Source organism: Acinetobacter sp. 8I-beige, assembly GCF_902505955.1.
Lineage (GTDB): Bacteria > Pseudomonadota > Gammaproteobacteria > Pseudomonadales > Moraxellaceae > Acinetobacter > Acinetobacter johnsonii.
In genome coordinates, this window is sequence record NZ_LR732790.1 from 1,629,374 (window position 1) to 1,647,552 (window position 18,179).

Genomic DNA, 18,179 nt, shown 5'->3' on the forward strand with positions numbered 1-18,179 from the left:
TTGGTAAAACCTTAAACCATTATTATGCTTAAAAATATAATTTCATTTTTCATTTTGTTACCACTGCCTATGCAAGCGTTTGCTTACGTATACACGGGGTCAAGAGCTGGAAGCATAGATGGCAATAATCCACTCATAGCCCTTGTTTTCTTCCTACAAGGCCTTGCAGCTCTATATTTTTTCTATATTTCAATCAGGGGTTGGGTGAAACGCAAGAACAACGGAGAGAAACCAGATCCACTTTATGGCACCGATTGGCTTTGGGCATTAGGTGTATACGCATTACTTTCATTGTTTGCATGTTTTCCAATTTTTGAAACTCTTAACGCATATGGTGGAAAAGATCTAGTAAGAGACACTTGGTATATTGTTTTTCTCGCTCTTTTTGGCTTGCTTACTTTTACAAGATGTACATAAGTAGTTAACTGAAAAAACTTAATACTAAATAAAGCTGCAAACCCGACGCAGTGCTCTAACACAGTTTAGATGGAGAGAAATATGGGTGAAATAACACCTAAATATCGTGAAACTAATTTACAGAACATTTTTGCAGTCAACTTAGCACAAAAAATAAATCCATCGGTAAGTCTTGCTGAGGTGCCTATTTTAAATAACCCTCTACCACTTGGTAACTGCTATTGGAATTCTGAATATTACTCTATCAGCAATGGCGGGGCGGTTAAATTTGGCTGGTTAATACTCTTGTGGCCAGGTGTATGCATTGAAGCAGTTCACCATGCTATTTGGGAATCTCCTGAGGGTGAGTTAATTGATGTTACAACACATCCAGTAGGTTTAAAGGCAAAGCATAGCCTTTTTCTATTAGATGATTCTTTAGATGTTGATATCGATAAAACCCCTTGTATTCATAATCATTTTTACATACTTAACAGTAAAGTTAAGTTTGATGAATTCATAAAACTATATTCAATCAAAACATCATTAATGAGCGAAATGAGTGATAAATTATGGCAATCTGGGTATAGGTGTGAATACCAGAGGTTAAGCGCTCAGGGTAGAGATGATGATATAACCTTGTCACCAAGTGTGAATGCTTGCATTCAGTCAATATCACCACTTTTATCTAAGAAAGATGAGCTTGATATCTTGCTGGGCCAGCAAATCAAAAGATTAAATCGAAACTCCTAGCGTTTACTTAACACCCCACTTGTTAATGAGGCTCCAGCAGACAGAATTTTTTTAATTGTAATTTCATCTAAACGCAATTCAATCTTCTTTGACTCGGATTCAATTCTTCTATTTTGAGGGGTATTACTAGGTTGAGCATAATTTATTGACTTTTTTCGCATGGCTGCATCCATCCAACCCACCCCAGCGGTGGGTTTTCTTTTGTCTATTAAAACATAAATAAAATACACCTTACAAAATATTTGTTAATTACACTTTACACATTAAATATTGTTAAGTATGCTTTATCTCACAGACAACAAAAAGCCCTGATGACTTTGGACGGCTATCAGGGCTTTTGCAAATTGCGAGATCAATTATGAACAAAACCTTAACCCCTTTCAATACCATCAAGATAACTCTTGTTGTAGCTACTGTAACAATGGGCGTGCTTAGCTGTGGGTTTAAAACTGCACCAAAGGCTGCACAACCAATAGTTGCCAACGTTGCCCCATCTGAATATCAACTCCTTGCATTGCAAATGACTGGTGAAAACCACGGCGAAGCTATTATTCGCTTAGATGGTTTCCGTGTTACTGCACGTTTTGAAGTTGAAGCATTTAAAGACAGTTACGGCGTACCGGGTAGTGAATTTACCGCTGTCGACGTAACCAATCTAGATGAAGTAGCCGTTTCAGATGCCCTAGGCAATCCATACAACGACTTCACAAATCACATCGATCATCAGAACTTCAATGCCCTCATCAAAGGCTATATCGAAAAACATCGTTTAGTGGAGGCAGGCTAATGACTTGTAACTGCAAAACTGAGATTTCAGAAAAGTTCCTTGAGAAAGTTAAGGCTGACCTCCCTGAATCCACCGACCACAGTCTTGAAATGACAGCCTATTCGTTTGTTCTTGATGGTAACCGTATGGAATTGCGTGGATATATGCCTGTGGAAATCAAACACACTGTGAAAAATAAAAAGACAGGTGTTGATCGGGTAAAGAAGGAAAAGACCAGTGTTCTTTTTACTTTCTGTCCTTTTTGTGGTGTTCGGTGCAAACAAGGAGAAGCAGCATGACTACTTCTACTCAAAAGTTTTCTGAGTTCATCAGCCAAGATCATGAAGGCAACATTCGTATGCGTCTAGGCCATTCAACCTACTTTGAAAAAGGTCGCCATATTTATGTAGTGAATAAGGATGGTACCGAACAGCTAATTACGCTTGAGGTGCATGCAGCCAAGTCTTGGATCCGCGAAAACTTTGAATGTGAACGAGCTTTCCAACAAAGAAAAACTATGGCTATTCGTCTTCAGAAGTCACTTACACGTTCTTATCCAAAATCATTTAAACGAGCTAAAGGCTCACTGTTCTGGGCATAAGGGGAAATTTGATATGTCTACACTTCAACAGATTCAACTTGAACTAAAAGCGCCAAAGAGCAAACGCAATACTTTTGGTAACTACAACTACCGAAACTGCGAAGACATTCTTGAAGCAGTTAAGCCTTTGCTACAAAAGTACAATGCCACACTGGTCATCACCGATGACGTGACAGAGGTTGGCGGTGTAGTGATTGTAACTGCCAATGTAGTTTTTACTGATGCAGACGGCAAACAGACCATTGTTAAAGCCCATGCAGGTGTGGAAATTAGCAAGAAAGGAATGGATGTAGCACAGACCTTTGGTGCTTCCAGTTCATATGCTCGGAAGTATGCTTTGAATGGTCTATTCCTGATTGACGACACTAAAGACTATGACTCGGATGAATATCATAACCAAGTTAACAACAGCACCAAAAATCAGAATCAGACCAACAACCAGCAGCGGACGCAGCAGCAAGGACAAAACAGACAACAAGCCAACCAGTCGCAGAATAACAATGCTCAGCAACCTAGTCTGCACGTTCGCTATAACGCAGCCTTAGAGTCTATTCGTCATGCTAAGAAAGCAGCCACACTTGATAAAGCTTTAGAGACCTTTAATGGCACTCAGTACTTTGCAGGTATTTCAAAAGCATGCCAAGCAAGAGCTGACCAAATGGGCTGGACTCCAGCGAATCAAAACCAACAGCAAGCTTTACACCACTAAATTTAGAAGGATAAGAATATGAACATTTTAAATGGTACTGAAGCTTTTGAGGCAATGATGGCTGGTCGAAATATCCTGTGCCGAGCTGCAGGTGAATTAATCGCTTTTGATGACTTGGAACAGTTCCCTGCAACCATCTTTTCTAAACCCGGTTATGAGTTTTGTATCAAGATCGATACTATCGAAGTTGCGGGCATTACTTTTACAAAACCTTTGACTATCGATGAGTATCAAGAAGGCCAAGATGTATTTGTCATCAATACATACCTTCCATCTATTTACGTAGTTAATTTTAAAACTGCTGCGCTTGAAGAATCCATTAACAGTGGCTTTGTCCAACGTGATGCTGAGAATGCCGAACTTCAATTAAAAGCACTATCTAAATCGCTTGGACGAGATCTTGATAGTGTTCCAAGTATAGTCCGCCTTGGTGAAGAGCCAAAGAAACAACGCGCTTCGCGTAAAAAGAGAGAGGCGACAATAGAACAAGTTGAACCGGCTCAAGTTTCAAGTGAAAAGCTGGGTGATGTTTCCAGTGATGAAATTGAAACAGATCCAGTGAAAATTGTTGAGTCATTCACCACTCAGATCAATGAATGTGTAAAAGTTGAATCTGTTTTATCACTACGCTACTCATTCTCTGCAAACGGCTATCTTGAACGAGAACATGTTCAGCATTTATTTGAACTGGTAGAAGCTAAGTTGATTGAGTTAGATCCAGAGCAATATACGCCAAAAGCGGAAACTGAAGACCTAACTATAGATGCACTCAAAAAGTTACAGCAGGATGCGGAAGATCAAATTAAAGGTGTTAATGAACAAGTACAAGCAGATGAAAATCATATAACACTTTTGAACGACTTGCTTGAACGTGCCTCGAATTCCCAAACACCGGCGGAAGCAAATGCACTTATTAAATACACCAGTGAATGGACTGAAGAACAACGTAAGCCGCTGCTTAATGCTATTCACAATCGCTTGAAGGATCTCAGTGCATTCACAACCACTGAAACACAACCACCTTCATTGATGGCGCAAATCCAAAATGCCAAAGATTTAAATGAGTTGGAGTGTTTGGAGGTCGAAGTATTCAATCGCCATCCCGACATCCAACCCAAGCTAATGGACTTTGTAAAGCGACGTCGCTTTGAGTTGAAAAATGGGGCTGGTCCAGTGGGAGCACCTCTATGAGCTACACCTACTCTTCTATTACCCGTGTGCTGTTAATTCAGCACAACGGGCGGGAAAGAACTTACAGAGACATTAACCTCTTCGGGATTGAAGACTGTATTCAAAACTTTGTTAATACGTGGGGGTATCGATGATCTTTAGAATTAAAAACAAGCATGTCCTTGCCTTCATGATTTGGCTTGAATTGCTGGGCTATGTAAAGAAAGTTCTGGCCGATGGCAGCTGCACGTTCTCAGGCAAAGGTACAAAGAAGTCGCTGAGCTATGTGTTCGTAAAGAATGATTTAACGGGTAATGCGGCGTGCCAGTCACTGTATGAAGAATACGTGAATTACCAAGAGTCTAATTATATTGATATGAAGGTGGCGGGATGAACAATACACCAATGGATCTTAATGCTGTTCTATTTGCTCAGCTCGATCGCCTAAGTAATCCTAATCTAAAAGGTGGGGAGCTTGAGGCTGAAATTCAAAAGGCAGAAGCCATTGAGAAAATCAGTGAGCAGGTCATCAAGAACAATAATATGCGTTTAAACGCCGCAAAATTGGTTGCTGAATATCGTGGGCTTAAAAACGCTGATTCAGTAGAAATTCCACAGAACTTAATTGGGTGATTTATGGCTAAAGGTAGCGCTATTCATTACAGCCAAGAGCAACTGGACTTCATACAAACCAACTGCACATTAAGTCGCAAGGATCTCACTGAAAAGGTTAATGGTGTATTTGGAAGTGAATTTTCAGTTGATCAGATTAAATCCCTGTGCACCAGGAACAAATGGAAATCTGGAAGAACGGGTTGTTTTGAAAAAGGCTCAAAACCTTGGAATACAGGCACTAAAGGTGTCTGCAAACCAAACTCAGGAAACTTTAAAAAAGGCCAAATATCCTGGAATAAAAAACCTGTTGGTTACGAGCGTATTTGTTCTAAAGATGGATATGTTCTTATCAAAACAGCAGAGCCGAATATCTTTGAGTTGAAACACCGGGTAATTTGGGAAAAAGAAAATGGCCCCGTTCCCATGAACCAAGTATTGGCATTTAAAAATCAGGATAAAACAGATTGCCGGTTAGAAAACTTAATTCTGATGAGCAGAACTGACATGGTTCGATACAACCAGAGTTATCAAAAATTGGCTAATCCTGAAAATAATGAGTCTTGTTTGTTAATGGCCAAAGTCAAAAACATGAAGCATCAGCTTCTCAAGGAGGTGTATTGATGCATCTCCAACACATCGCCCAAGACCTTGCTGAAGAATTTGCACCATTTGTCATAGGCCAGTCAGGCACAACCCAAACATTCACGGCGGAGCAAGCCTCTGCCCTTTATCACAGTCTTGTTCATTTCGGATATCAAGACAGAACATCAAACTTGGTATCAGTTAAACATAAGGAGGCTTTATGAATAAGTTTGAAGGAATGACAATTAAAGAGGCACTTTGTTCTCGTCCAGTACTAAAAACTCCGGACTTAGAGGAAATATTTGGCAGGTCGTCACGAACTCTGAACCGTTGGCAAGATGGCAAACTTTACGAAAACCCTATGCCTAAACCGTTTTCTGAATGCAGAGGCGCAGGAAATAACTATGATTCTGGCAAACTTTTAGGTTGGTATGAGTCGTGGCCACTACAAAAAAAAGCGCTAGTTATCTAGCGCTTCATTCTTCCAAATTGATTCCAGCCTATCCACCCACTTCTCGTACGCTTCAGTCTGCTCAGATAGATAATCATGCTTATCGTATGTACCCCATATCTTTGGAAGCGCATGCCCCAACATGATTTCACATACGTGAGGCTGTGCAATTGTAGACATATTGGTACGCATAGTTCTACGAAGGTCATGTACAGACCAGTGCTCCAAATCAACACCTTTATGCCTCTTAAGCCATTGGAAAATGTTGTTAGGCATTGTGAGATGGGATGTCTCACCTAGCGGCCTTGTAGTCCCATCAATTGTAAACAAGTACTCAGAACCTTGGCTGAATTCCATTGCTTCCAGTAAGTAGGGTTTAATATTTTCCGTAATTGGTCTTAAAATCGGCTTTTTACTCTTCTTTCCTGTTTTGTGATTTTCAGGAGGAACCGTCCATATCATTTCTTTTAAATCAAAATGAGATTTTTTAGCAAGCTTAAGCTCACCCACACGGCAGCCGTAGATAATCAAGAGTGTTAGAAACAGCTTATTTTTATAAGTCATCTTGGTTCGCTTTAGGGCATACCAAGTTAAATAGATTTCCTTGTCACTCAGCGCTCGTTCTTTTACGCCTTTTTCAATACGCAGGTCATGCTTGGCTGAAACATTCATTAGGTGATTGACTGAGATTAAGCCGCGCTTCTGTCCCCACTTGAGGCACTGGTTTGCGTTAATCAAAAGACGGGCAGAAATGGAAGGCGATTTCTTTGCTACATCCTCCAGTAATGACAGCCACTGATATGCGCTTACATCATCACTATTCTGTTTGCCAATATTTGGAAGCACGTATATCTCAAAAGAGCGCTTTATCTCATTATGACTAGATTTATTGGGTACACAGAATTTCTCATACCATTCATAAAACAAAGTCTCTAGTGTGTATGCATCTCTAATACTCACCTTCTCTTTCAATCTTACCTGTTTTGGATCAAGCCCTTTTTCAAGTTCTGCTCTAAGCCGATCTGATTCTACGCGTGCATTTTTTAATGATAAGTTCGGATATGAACCAAGATCCAGTCGATGCTGCTTGCCGTTATACCTGTAGCGTAGTTGAAAGACGATTTTACCTTTTGGAGTAATACGAACACTCATGGCATCGCGATCGGCGAACTCTTCTATTTTTTCTCTGTCTTTACCAAGTTGAGCTTTTAGCCAAGCCTCTGAAATCGCCATATATCACCATGTACACACTAGATCCGCCAAACTTGTGCCATATTGCTAAATATGTACACGGTTGTGTACATATTTAGGTTGGCTCATAGTTTCCATTAGTGTTTCATTGTGTCTTATAGTGACGCATAAAAAAAGCCTAATTAAAGGCTTTTATTGAGTTTCATGGCTTAATGCGTCGAGTTGTGTCTTATAGCTTCTTAATGTCAGTCATAAATGTGAGCAATAATACTGAAATTACGGATATTTTTAATATCAACAGATTTTTTAGCTTGCGCCATGGGCTACCTTGAACAAAATGAAGCGTTATGCAGACAAATTTCGATGCACAACAAAAGCCGAATAGAAATTGCGAAGGATTATAACAGATGGTTTTTTTAAAGTATCCATATTAATACGCTTCCTTTTCACAACTCTGACGCTTTTTTACGTGTTTTCGCTTTTCACTGGGCTTTTTGAGTAATCCATTGAAAAATCTAAGGCATTCACATCTTTTGCAAGCGGTTGGTAAGCTTGGGTAAAACTGGGTGACATACGTTTTGCACGGCCGGTTTCAATCTCTACGCAAGCCCACTTGGTTTGAGCAACAAATAAAATGCTATTGTCTTTGGGTCTATAAAACACATATTGGCGTGAAGAATATAATGCATTTATATCGTCAAACCATGTACGTAGGATTATTTCATCCTCTTTAAATGCAGCTTTTCGGTACTGCACATGATGCTCAACCGCAACCATTGCATGTTTTAACTCGATATATTCTTTTAAGCCTAAACCCAGTGCATCAATATGTGCTGTTGCAACATCCTGCATCCAATGCATATAAACCACATTATTCACATGGCCTAACTGGTCGATATGTTCTGCTTGCACCTGAAGTCTTAAGTCAAAAATACTACTCATAAACACTCTATTGAATCTAAATATCCCTATGAAGATGGCAGTGTACGCAAATAACAGACATCATCAAATTGCAAAAAATAAAAAACCACTCCGAAGAGTGGCTTTTTCTCGCTTATTGGATGCGCATCCCTAAAATGGCTGGTGTGCCTTGTCGGATAATTCCAACGCGGGCAACCTGACCTTTTTTCAATTCAGATGCCGCTTGGACAAAATCATTGGTGTCTTTTACGACTTTACTATTAATGTGAGTGACCACATCACCAGCCGCCATACCTGACTGTGCTGCTGCGCCGCCACGTTTCACTTCTTGAATCAACACACCACCTTTCACATTGAGTTGTGACAATTCAGCAGGTGCTAAATTTCGGATAGCAATACCTAAGACAGGCCCTTTACTTTGTGTAACTGTATCTGATTTTGCAGGTGTGTCATCCGGTGCAGTGGTTAATGTTGCCGATATATTACGCTTTTTATCATCACGCAATACTTCAAGCTGTACCGTTTGATTTGGCATAGTACGATTTAAATAGTTCAATAACTCAGAGGTCCGTGAAATCGGCGTTCCATTGAATTTTAAAATAATATCGCCTGCTTTTAGTCCCGCTTTCTGCGCAGGTGAATTCGGCTGAACATTGGTAATCAATGAACCTTCTGGTTTTGGCAAATTATAAGACTCTGCCAAATTGCGGTCTAGATCTTGTAGATTAAACCCTAAATAAGAACGCGTAACTTTGCCTGTTTTCTTAAGTTGGTCAGCAATATCCATTGCGACATCAATTGGAATCGAGAAAGACAGCCCCATATAACCGCCCGTACCACTGAAGATACGCGAGTTCACCCCAACTACCTCACCCTGTTGGTTGAATAACGGACCGCCTGAGTTTCCTGGGTTGAGAGCCACATCGGTTTGAATGAAGGGTACCGATGTCTCCCCCATCATATTGCGCATTTTCGCACTCACGATTCCCGCTGAAGCCGAGTAATCAAAACCAAACGGTGAACCGATCGCAAGCACAGGTTCACCTACACGCAGTTGATCAACATTACCTGTACGCAGTGACGGAAAATTCGTACCATTCACCTTAAGCAAGGCCACATCAGTTCGTTCATCACTACCTACTACAGTTGCATCCAGTTCACGACGGTCATTAAACATAATCGTGACTTTCGATGCATCTTCTACGACGTGGTGATTTGTCAGTAAATAACCATCTTTACTAATAAAAAATGCGCTGCCATAAGCCGTTTTTTCTTGCGGCGCTTGCTGCTGCGGAATAATGACTTGATTACCAAAAAAACGCTTCAAAATCTCAGGTATTTGCTGCTGCAGTAACTCTTCTTGAGTCATCTTTTTAACCACATTTACACTAACTACAGCAGGGCTGACTTGCTCAACCAAGTTTGAGAAATCAACAGGTGCTGCTTGTGTTTGCACCGTAGCCATTGTGCATGCAACAGCAAAAAAACCAGTTTGTATCGCGCGACTTTTCATATCAAGTATTGACCTATATGTTTGTTATCAATTTATGTATTAGCGTTTTTAGCATAATCTTTGTCTATCTTGGGTAATAATATGTTCTATTATGTTTGTATAAACAAGAGCTTAAAATTTGCTTAAAAAATACGTTCTTTATTTATATTTCCCATCAATTGTAGAGATTTTACCCTTGCCTTTTCGTGAAAAAAGCGCTGTCATTAGCGAACTTTTTCCAAATTAGCTGATGGACATGTCTAATTTAAACACAACACATCATTTTGATGTGATTATTGTGGGAAGTGGCGGTGCAGGCCTGAGCTTAGCCTTATCGTTGCCTCAACATTTCAATATTGCTGTTCTTGCAAAATCAAACCTGACCGATGCAAGTACATTCTATGCACAAGGTGGTGTTGCCGCTGTTTTAGATGAAACGGATTCCATCGAACAGCACATTGATGACACCATGATTGCGGGCGCTCACTTATGTGAGACCGAAGCCGTAAAGCAAACCGTTGAAGGCGGTAAACCTTCTGTTGATTTTCTATTGAAACACGGCGTGCAGTTTACCCTTGATGATCAAGAGCAATTACATCTAACACGTGAAGGTGGACATTCTCAACGCCGTATTATTCATGCCGCAGATGCTACAGGTCGTGCCATTTCAACTACCTTAGTGGAACGTGCGATTGAAAAAGACAACATCACCATTTTTGAAAATTACATCGCCATCGATTTAATTACCTCTCAAAAACTGGGCTTAGAAGAACAAAATCGTGCCTTAGGTCTCTATGCACTTGATGAAAAGACTGAAAAAGTACATACCTTTTTAGCCCCTTTCACCGCTCTGGCTTGCGGCGGCGCAATGAAAGCCTATCTGTATACCTCGAACCCCGACATTGCAACGGGCGATGGTATTGCCATGGCGTTTCGTGCGGGTTGCCGCGTGGCGAATATGGAGTTTAACCAATTCCACCCAACCTGTTTATATCACCCCCAAGCACGCTCGTTCCTCATTACTGAAGCAATGCGTGGTGAAGGTGCTTATTTACGTTTACCCGATGGTGAACGCTTTATGTTGCGCTTTGATGAACGTGCAGAACTGGCTCCACGTGACATTGTGGCGCGTGCTATTGACTATGAAATCAAACGTTTAGGTATTCGTCACGTTTGGCTCGACATTAGCCATAAGCCCGAAAGTTTTATTAAAGAACATTTCCCAACCCTGTACGCACGCTTACTTGAACTCGGCATCGACATTACCAAGGAAATGATTCCTGTTGTTCCTGCTGCGCACTATACCTGTGGCGGTGTGGTGGTTGATGAACACAGTCAAACTGACATTACAGGTCTCTATGCGATTGGGGAAACCTCCTACACAGGTTTGCATGGCGCCAACCGTATGGCCAGTAACTCACTTTTAGAGTGTTTTGTGTATGGCATGAGTGCAGCAGAGCACATCGAAAAAAGTTTTGATTCAAGTTACCAATCCCCAACTGCTCCGTCTTGGGATGACTCACAAGTGATGAATCCTGATGAAGATGTGGTGATTTTGCAAAACTGGGATGAACTACGTCAAACCATGTGGAACTACGTCGGCATTGTGCGTACTACAAAACGTCTTGAACGTGCGCTACACCGCATTGAAATGTTGAAGCGAGAAATTACCGAGTATTACCAAGATTACCAAGTCAGCAAAAATCTGATTGAGCTACGTAATTTAGTTTTAGTCTCTGAAATGATCGTGCGTTGTGCTATGGAGCGTAAAGAATCGCGCGGTCTACACTACACTTTAGATTACCCAGAACTGTCGAATGAACTGCGTAAAACAGTACTCACCCCTTTAAATTTTAAAGTTGAAACCCCTTTAGTGAATAACTAATTTAAAAAAAGCCTGATTCGTCAGGCTTTTTTTATTCAATCACTATTTTAGGATTTAGGTGGAATAGAATAAGTTCCCACCACATGTGCAATGGGTTCATCCTTACCCACTGAATACAACCACACTTCCCCAACCACCAATGCTTTGCCAACTTTCATTAACTTACATTCACCGCGGATATTTGTTGAAGCTGCGGGTTTACTTAGAAAGTTGACCGATAAATTGGTGGTCACGGTTAAACCGACCAGCCCAATTTCCCCTAAAATAGCGATATACAATGCATAGTCTGCAAGAGTCATCATGGTTGGGCCTGAAACCGTCCCACCCGGTCTCAAATCGCGCTCATCGACCTGATACACGACTGTTGCTGCGCGCTCAGTGACAGATTCGATATGACATTTTTCTAAACTTTGCGGAAATTCCTTTTCTAAAAAAGCCACAATCTCATTTAAGTTACTTTTCATTTTTCCTTCAACATACAGTCCTTTGTCACTGACTATAAAAGAAAAATGTATTTCACTACAGTCTGAAATAACATTTCAGGCATATTTTTAGTTTAAATATTGCAACGCTTGCGCAAAAACCTGTTCTGGTGACTGGGTTGCATCCAAGCGTTTAACCCGCTCAGGATATTGTTCCCATAACTGCTGATAACCTGCTCTGACTTTTTCAAAGAAAGTGACTTTTTCTTGTTCAAAACGATCCAAAGCCCCCCGTTCCCGCGCACGAGACATGCCTGTCTCAATCGGGGCATCGAGCCAAAATGTAATATTCGGCATATGGCTGACAAAGTTCTCATTCAGCAGTTGCAACTTTGACTGGCTTAAACCACGTCCTGCGCATTGGTAAGCAAAGCTGGCATCGGTAAAACGGTCACACAATACGGTTTTATGTTCCGTTAAAGCAGGCACGATCACTTGTTGTAAATGCTGTGCACGAGCCGCGTACATCAGCAGCAGTTCAGTATCATTCGACATCGACTCTTCATGATTGACTGACAATAATAGCGAGCGAATTTGCTCAGCCATCGGTGTACCACCTGGCTCACGCGTTAACACAACCTGCTGACCCTGTTGTTCTAGATGCTCATAAATTTTGCAAATCAGTGTGGTTTTACCCACACCTTCTGTGCCCTCAAAACTAATAAACATCTATTCATCCTTCTTGGTTTTTAAAACACTGAGATACTCTTTTACAGCTTGGTTGTGCTGCTCTAAAGTCTCACTAAATGTGTGACCACCATTGCCCGTTGCGACAAAGTAGATGTTTTTACTGTTGTCTGGATGCATGGTGGCTTCAATGGCTTTTTTACTTGGTAAAGCAATTGGCGTAGGAGGTAAGCCATTGATGGTATAGGTATTATAGGCTGTTGGGGTCCGCAAGTCTTGGCGGGTAATATTGCCTGTATATTTATCGCCCATACCATAGATCACCGTTGGGTCCGTTTGCAAACGCATGCCAAGTTGAAGGCGACGCGCAAACACACCCGAAACTTGCTCCAGTTCACGGTCAACATTGGTTTCTTTTTCAATGATAGAGGCCATGATCAGGGCTTCGTATTTGTCTTTATACGGCAAATTTGCCGCACGGTTTGCCCACGCTTCATCTAATGCTTTCATTTGGCGTTTGTATAAATCCGTTAAGATTTTTTTGTCTGACTCACCTTTGGCGAAGAAGTATGTATCGGGGGCAAAAAGCCCTTCAGCATGCGTATACGGAATATCTAATGCTTTTAAAAGCTGATCCATGGGTAAATTGGAGACTTCCTTTTTAACCAACGCATCCTTTTTCAACGCCTCGATCAGCTGTTTAAAGGTCGTACCCTCAATCACCAATATACGGTTCATCTCAGCATTATCGACATTGGAAATCATATCCAAAACTTGTCGAATACTCATACCTTCACGCACTTCATAAACACCTGCTTTCAAGGTGTCATGAATAAATACTTTTTGGTACAGCTTTAAAATAATAGGAAAACTAGCCATGTCTTCTTTGGCTAAGCGGTCAATAAAACCGGAATAGGTATCACCAGAGTTAATTGCCAATAACTGTTTTTTACCCTCGACAGGATAGGATTTAAATAAACTCGACCACAGTACAATCATCAATAAAACAATGATGCTCACAGCAATCAATAACAACCCTTTCATTTTACGTTGGGGTAGTTGTGTTTTCTTTTTCGATTTGGTTTTGGCTGCGGACATACTACTGCATCTGATTAAGTTGAAGACGATGGAACAAATCTATACACGGCTGAACATCTAAATGCTGATGATTCAAACTTTTGGCTATTTTCATAGGACTCAAGGCATTGCAGAAAAATAAACTTTGAAAGCGTGGAATTTCTTCCATATCAATCATTCTCAGCTCACAGCTCATTCCTTGTTGCTGCATCCGTGCCAATATTTCGGCACGCATGACACCATGTACGCCATTATAACGAAGTTCGGGACTAATCCATCGATCATTTAGCAGAATGAAACAATTACTGCTCACACCTTCAACGACAGAACCTTGCACATCTGTGACCAAAGCTTCCAACCAACCGTGTTGTTCTGCCTCATGCTTAAGTAAAACTTGTTCTAAACGGTTTAAGCTTTTCACACCCACCATTTGCGGCATATTCAGCCCAATCGCATGTTGCAGTACGCCTGAATCAATTTCACTGTATGTCAAAGCCTCTGATGCTTGCGGATAGAAAAACACCCAAACGTCAGCAGGATGTGTGGGCAAACTATAACCACGCTGCCCTTCACCCCGACTAATAATAATTTTCAGAGTGCCGTTTAAGTGTGCATAGGTTTGTTTTAATTGTACGATGCTGCGCTGAATAAAGGCTAAATCTGCTGACAACAACAGTCTTTCACAGGCCAATTTCAAGCGTGCTATGTGTAGAGGCTCTAGTTCGATCACACTGTCACGGATACGCGCTGTACTAAAACAACCATCTCCATAGTGAAATGCACGATCTAATAATTCTATTTGTTTGATTTCTTGTGCATTTTTATAGCAATGCATGCCAATCTACCCTGAAACAATTTTCTGCTTTAGTTTAATGAATTCTAAGCTGAACTCTTTTTCTTTTTTATTCATATAAAATTCATTTTTTATTATTTTTTTAGCAATAAGACTCACAGTATTCTTGCCTCATGTTTAAAAACGTTTAAAATTTGAGGTCTCACATGAGCTTATCTAAGTTAAAAATTGGGGTACTAGCAGCGCTAGTTTCAGTCACATCTTTTGGTGTTGCAGCAAAAGATTTCCTTAACGTGTCGTATGATCCAACACGCGAACTCTATGAAGATGTCAACAAACAGTTTGGCGCTTATTGGAAACAACGCACAGGACAAGACATCAACTTTAAACAGTCTCACGGCGGCTCGGGTAAACAAGCTCGTTCAGTGATTGATGGTTTAGGTGCGGATGTGGTGACCCTTGCTCTTGCAGCAGATATCGATGTGATTGCTGAAAAAGCAAAACTTTTACCGACAAACTGGCAAAAGAAATTACCCAATAACTCGACACCATATACTTCAACTATCGTATTCCTCGTCCGTAAAGGTAACCCTCAAGGCATTAAAGACTGGGGCGACCTTGTTAAGCCGGGTGTTGGCATTATTACACCAAATCCCAAAACATCAGGTGGTGCACGCTGGAACTATTTAGCCGCTTGGGCTTGGGCGAAACATCAACCTGCGGGTAACGATACCAAAGCACAAGAATTCGTGCGTAAAATTTATAAAAATACCAAAGTGCTGGATTCAGGTGCACGTGGCGCAACCACAACCTTTGCTGAGCGCGGTATCGGTGATGTTCTCTTAGCATGGGAAAACGAAGCACACTTAGCAATTCGTGAACAACCGGGTAAGTTTGAGATCGTGACGCCTTCGCTATCTATTTTGGCAGAACCACCCGTTGCCATTGTTGAAAAAAATGCGGAAAAAGACGGCAATCTGAATCTGGCGAAAGCATATCTCAACTATTTGTATTCACCTGCTGGACAGGAAATTGCGGCGAAAAACTTCTATCGCCCACGTAATGCAACTGTCTTGAAAAAATATGCAGCCACATTCAAACCGTTGAAGTTGGTGACCATTGATAAAGAATTTGGCGGTTGGACCAAGGTACAAAAACAGCACTTTGAAAATGGTGGTGTATTTGACCAAATTGTGAAAGCCAATACGACGAAATAAAACCGAGTCCAGTAAATAGCTGTAAGGGAGCATCGACATGATTCATACTGTAATTGTACCGGGCGTGGGTGGAAGTGAACATGGCCACTGGCAATCGTGGTTACAACGTCAGCTCAAGTCATGCTCTCGTGTACAGCAGCAGGATTGGAATAAACCCGTACTCCATGAGTGGATTGAACAATTTATCAAAACGGTTCAATCCATTCAGGAACCGATTCAAATTGTGGCGCATAGCTTTGGTTGTTTAACGACAGTCGCTGCTTTAGCACAGTATCCTGAACTAAATCAAAACATTAAAAATTTAGTTCTGGTTGCACCGGCCAACCCTGCTCGCTTTGGTGATGCTGGTTTTGCTCGTGAGAGTCAAAATGACTATCAACAGTATTTCCACCAACTCAAGCTGCAAGTTCCCACCCAAATGATCATCAGTGAAAATGATCCTTGGCTTAATTTTCAAGATGCGCTGCAACTGGCAAAAGCATGGAAAATTAGGCCTAAGAACTTGGGGCAAGTCGGACATATTAATGTTGCTTCAGGTTTTGGGCCATTCCCTGAAATTTATGATTTTTTGATTTCAGAAAGTGTGCTAAAAAACATTAGTTTTTACAATGAAAGCAAGTATTTATTTAAATTTGCAATTTAAACGCTGTAAATAATACTTGTGCCGAAATTCAGTTTTATTTGAGCTGACTCTTTTTAGGTCAGCTTTCTCTCTTTGAGGAGTAATCATGTCGCAGCGATCCCGAGTGCTGCCAGGATTTGGTCTTTCTCTAGGCTTTACCCTAGCATATTTGTCATTAATCGTTCTTATTCCGTTGTCCGCTGTTTTTATTAAATCTTTAGGCATAGGTTGGGATGGTTTATGGGAAATTTTAAGTTCAGAACGTATTTTAAAATCTTTGCAGCTCAGTTTTAGTACAGCCCTGATCGCCGCGTTTATTAATGTGGTTTTTGGTCTCCTTCTGGCATGGTGTTTAGTTCGTTATCGTTTTCCGGGTAAACGCATTGTAGATGCCTTGGTCGACTTGCCGTTTGCCTTACCCACCGCGGTTGCAGGTATTGCACTCACCTCGCTTTATGCGCCTACAGGTTGGATCGGTCAGTATCTTGAGCCTTTAGGGATTCAAGTGGCCTATACCCCAATTGGTATTACATTGGCACTGATTTTTATTGGTATTCCTTTTGTGGTACGGACTGTGCAACCTGTTCTCAGTGACTTGGAAACAGAGTTAGAAGAAGCAGCATCAGCATTAGGTGCCAACCGTTTACAGATTGTGACCAAAGTGATTTTGCCGATTTTATTTCCAGCACTCATCACAGGTTTTGCACTTGCCTTTGCTCGTGGCGTCGGTGAATACGGTTCAGTGATCTTTATTGCAGGGAACCAACCGTTTAAAACAGAAATTGCGCCGCTCATGATTATTTCACGCTTAGAAGAATATGACTATGCAGGTGCAACCACGATTGCAGTCGTCATGTTAGTACTGTCTTTTGCCATTTTATTCCTGATTAACTTGTTACAAGCATGGGCAAGCCGTCGTACAGGGAGAACAGCACGATGAATATCAACAGTAATGCACTGGCTGAAAAGCTACAATCGCGTGATGCAACACGTGAGCCAACTTGGGTTCGCTACACCCTGATTACGATTGCTCTGCTGTTCTTTTTAAGCTGTTTGATCTTACCGCTGATTTTGGTGTTCGTTGAGGCCTTTAAACAAGGGGTCGGTGTCTATGCACAAGCCTTGGTTCATCCAGACACATTATCCGCAGTCAAACTCACTTTATTAACCGCAGTGATTGCAGTTCCTCTGAATGTCGTGTTTGGTGTTGCAGCAGCTTGGTGTGTAGCCAAATTTAACTTCCGTGGTAAATCCATCTTAACCACGATTATTGATATGCCATTTTCAGTATCACCTGTTATCGCGGGTTTAATGCTGGTGCTGATTTTTGGTACGCAAGGTTGGTTTGGTAGTTGGCTTATGGATAACGACATCAAAATTCTGTATGCCGTTCCTGCCATTGTATTAGCAACGATCTTTATCACCGTTCCTTTTGTTGCACGTGAACTTATTCCGCTCATGGAAGCTCAAGGTACGGAAGAAGAAGAAGCTGCGATTGTACTCGGTGCATCAGGCTGGCAAACCTTCTGGAAAGTAACCCTACCCAACATCAAATGGGGTTTAATTTACGGCGTCATTCTGTGTAATGCACGTGCCATGGGTGAGTTTGGTGCGGTATCGGTAGTTTCAGGTCATATTCGTGGTGAAACCAATACTTTGCCTTTACATGTCGAGATTCTCTATAACGAATATACCTTCAGTGCGGCTTTTGCTGTGTCTTCACTCTTGGCGCTTTTAGCGATTGTGACTCTTGTTTTAAAAACATGGGTTGAGCTTCGCCAAGAAAAGCAAAACAAACATAATAATTCAACAGTTTAAAGGAATGACCT

General features: G+C 41.2%; 24 protein-coding genes. 16 read left to right on the plus strand and 8 right to left on the minus strand.

Going from position 1 to position 18,179, the window contains the following annotated elements; all coding sequences use genetic code 11:
- Positions 1 to 24: 24 nt before the first annotated feature.
- Positions 25 to 417, plus strand: coding sequence for a putative four-helix membrane protein (locus tag GVX98_RS17035; protein ID WP_369412401.1), 393 nt, complete (start codon positions 25 to 27; stop codon positions 415 to 417).
- A gap of 81 nt (positions 418 to 498) precedes the next feature.
- Positions 499 to 1,149: a hypothetical protein gene (locus GVX98_RS07760; RefSeq protein WP_159127725.1), complete on the plus strand. Its 651-nt coding sequence runs from the start codon at positions 499 to 501 to the stop codon at positions 1,147 to 1,149.
- Here the strand turns inward: GVX98_RS07760 and GVX98_RS07765 are convergent.
- Positions 1,146 to 1,322, minus strand: a complete 177-nt coding sequence (locus GVX98_RS07765; protein ID WP_159127726.1) for a hypothetical protein — start codon at positions 1,320 to 1,322, stop codon at positions 1,146 to 1,148. The genes GVX98_RS07760 and GVX98_RS07765 overlap by 4 nt on opposite strands.
- Before the next feature lie 185 nt (positions 1,323 to 1,507).
- Between GVX98_RS07765 and GVX98_RS07770 the strand changes: the two genes are divergently transcribed.
- The 9 genes from GVX98_RS07770 to GVX98_RS07815 all read left to right on the plus strand — a co-directional run bounded on the left by GVX98_RS07770 (position 1,508) and on the right by GVX98_RS07815 (position 6,064).
- Positions 1,508 to 1,936, plus strand: a complete 429-nt coding sequence (locus tag GVX98_RS07770) for a hypothetical protein (RefSeq protein WP_159127727.1) — start codon at positions 1,508 to 1,510, stop codon at positions 1,934 to 1,936.
- Positions 1,936 to 2,214 carry a hypothetical protein gene (locus GVX98_RS07775; protein WP_159127728.1) on the plus strand — a complete coding sequence of 93 codons (279 nt, stop codon included), beginning with the start codon at positions 1,936 to 1,938 and terminating at the stop codon, positions 2,212 to 2,214. The genes GVX98_RS07770 and GVX98_RS07775 overlap by 1 nt, the downstream gene beginning before the upstream one ends.
- Positions 2,211 to 2,516: a hypothetical protein gene (locus tag GVX98_RS07780; protein ID WP_159127729.1), complete on the plus strand. Its 306-nt coding sequence runs from the start codon at positions 2,211 to 2,213 to the stop codon at positions 2,514 to 2,516. Before GVX98_RS07775 ends, GVX98_RS07780 begins: the two co-directional genes overlap by 4 nt.
- 13 nt (positions 2,517 to 2,529) lie before the next feature.
- Positions 2,530 to 3,225 carry an ERF family protein gene (locus tag GVX98_RS07785; RefSeq protein ID WP_159127730.1) on the plus strand — a complete coding sequence of 232 codons (696 nt, stop codon included), beginning with the start codon at positions 2,530 to 2,532 and terminating at the stop codon, positions 3,223 to 3,225.
- Between the two features lie 18 nt (positions 3,226 to 3,243).
- On the plus strand, positions 3,244 to 4,416 hold the full coding sequence (locus GVX98_RS07790; protein WP_159127731.1) for a hypothetical protein: 1,173 nt from the start codon (positions 3,244 to 3,246) through the stop codon (positions 4,414 to 4,416).
- Between the two features lie 130 nt (positions 4,417 to 4,546).
- Entirely contained in the window at positions 4,547 to 4,789 is a 243-nt protein-coding gene (locus tag GVX98_RS07795; protein ID WP_159127732.1) for a hypothetical protein, read from the plus strand.
- A complete protein-coding gene (locus tag GVX98_RS07800) occupies positions 4,786 to 5,028 on the plus strand; it encodes a hypothetical protein (RefSeq protein WP_148826331.1) in 243 nt (80 codons plus the stop codon). Before GVX98_RS07795 ends, GVX98_RS07800 begins: the two co-directional genes overlap by 4 nt.
- A gap of 3 nt (positions 5,029 to 5,031) precedes the next feature.
- Positions 5,032 to 5,631 (plus strand): HNH endonuclease signature motif containing protein, encoded by a 600-nt coding sequence (locus GVX98_RS07805; RefSeq protein WP_159127733.1) that lies wholly within the window; start codon positions 5,032 to 5,034, stop codon positions 5,629 to 5,631.
- Between the two features lie 181 nt (positions 5,632 to 5,812).
- Complete coding sequence (locus GVX98_RS07815; protein WP_087010847.1) at positions 5,813 to 6,064, plus strand: hypothetical protein; 252 nt, start codon at positions 5,813 to 5,815, stop codon at positions 6,062 to 6,064.
- Here the strand turns inward: GVX98_RS07815 and GVX98_RS07820 are convergent.
- The 3 genes from GVX98_RS07820 to GVX98_RS07830 all read right to left on the minus strand — a co-directional run bounded on the left by GVX98_RS07820 (position 6,053) and on the right by GVX98_RS07830 (position 9,668).
- Positions 6,053 to 7,276 carry a site-specific integrase gene (locus GVX98_RS07820; protein WP_159127735.1) on the minus strand — a complete coding sequence of 408 codons (1,224 nt, stop codon included), beginning with the start codon at positions 7,274 to 7,276 and terminating at the stop codon, positions 6,053 to 6,055. The genes GVX98_RS07815 and GVX98_RS07820 overlap by 12 nt on opposite strands.
- Before the next feature lie 423 nt (positions 7,277 to 7,699).
- Positions 7,700 to 8,176, minus strand: a complete 477-nt coding sequence (locus tag GVX98_RS07825; RefSeq protein WP_010326440.1) for a thioesterase family protein — start codon at positions 8,174 to 8,176, stop codon at positions 7,700 to 7,702.
- Between the two features lie 112 nt (positions 8,177 to 8,288).
- Entirely contained in the window at positions 8,289 to 9,668 is a 1,380-nt protein-coding gene (locus GVX98_RS07830) for a Do family serine endopeptidase (protein WP_159127736.1), read from the minus strand.
- 229 nt (positions 9,669 to 9,897) lie between these two features.
- Here GVX98_RS07830 and nadB point away from each other — a divergent pair, with 229 nt between their 5' ends.
- Positions 9,898 to 11,532, plus strand: a complete 1,635-nt coding sequence (gene nadB / locus GVX98_RS07835; RefSeq protein ID WP_080543904.1) for an L-aspartate oxidase — start codon at positions 9,898 to 9,900, stop codon at positions 11,530 to 11,532.
- A 47-nt stretch (positions 11,533 to 11,579) separates the two neighbouring features.
- Here the strand turns inward: nadB and GVX98_RS07840 are convergent, their stop codons facing one another.
- The 4 genes from GVX98_RS07840 to pabC all read right to left on the minus strand — a co-directional run bounded on the left by GVX98_RS07840 (position 11,580) and on the right by pabC (position 14,553).
- Positions 11,580 to 11,996, minus strand: coding sequence for a PaaI family thioesterase (locus tag GVX98_RS07840; RefSeq protein ID WP_159127737.1), 417 nt, complete (start codon positions 11,994 to 11,996; stop codon positions 11,580 to 11,582).
- Between the two features lie 87 nt (positions 11,997 to 12,083).
- A complete protein-coding gene (tmk, locus tag GVX98_RS07845; RefSeq protein WP_159127738.1) occupies positions 12,084 to 12,683 on the minus strand; it encodes a dTMP kinase in 600 nt (199 codons plus the stop codon).
- Positions 12,684 to 13,739 (minus strand): endolytic transglycosylase MltG, encoded by a 1,056-nt coding sequence (gene mltG, locus GVX98_RS07850; RefSeq protein WP_159127739.1) that lies wholly within the window; start codon positions 13,737 to 13,739, stop codon positions 12,684 to 12,686.
- A gap of 1 nt (position 13,740) precedes the next feature.
- Positions 13,741 to 14,553, minus strand: coding sequence for an aminodeoxychorismate lyase (gene pabC, locus GVX98_RS07855; protein ID WP_159127740.1), 813 nt, complete (start codon positions 14,551 to 14,553; stop codon positions 13,741 to 13,743).
- Between the two features lie 164 nt (positions 14,554 to 14,717).
- Between pabC and GVX98_RS07860 the strand changes: the two genes are divergently transcribed.
- From GVX98_RS07860 to cysW, 4 genes are all read left to right on the plus strand, one after another.
- Positions 14,718 to 15,728, plus strand: coding sequence for a sulfate ABC transporter substrate-binding protein (locus GVX98_RS07860; RefSeq protein ID WP_159127741.1), 1,011 nt, complete (start codon positions 14,718 to 14,720; stop codon positions 15,726 to 15,728).
- A 37-nt stretch (positions 15,729 to 15,765) separates the two neighbouring features.
- On the plus strand, positions 15,766 to 16,371 hold the full coding sequence (locus tag GVX98_RS07865) for an alpha/beta hydrolase (protein WP_159127742.1): 606 nt from the start codon (positions 15,766 to 15,768) through the stop codon (positions 16,369 to 16,371).
- 85 nt (positions 16,372 to 16,456) lie between these two features.
- Positions 16,457 to 17,290, plus strand: coding sequence for a sulfate ABC transporter permease subunit CysT (cysT, locus tag GVX98_RS07870; RefSeq protein WP_004693816.1), 834 nt, complete (start codon positions 16,457 to 16,459; stop codon positions 17,288 to 17,290).
- The gene (gene cysW / locus GVX98_RS07875; RefSeq protein ID WP_159127743.1) at positions 17,287 to 18,168 is read left to right on the plus strand and encodes a sulfate ABC transporter permease subunit CysW; all 882 of its coding nucleotides are present in this window, start codon (positions 17,287 to 17,289) and stop codon (positions 18,166 to 18,168) included. The genes cysT and cysW overlap by 4 nt, the downstream gene beginning before the upstream one ends.
- The last annotated feature ends 11 nt before the right edge of the window (positions 18,169 to 18,179 follow it).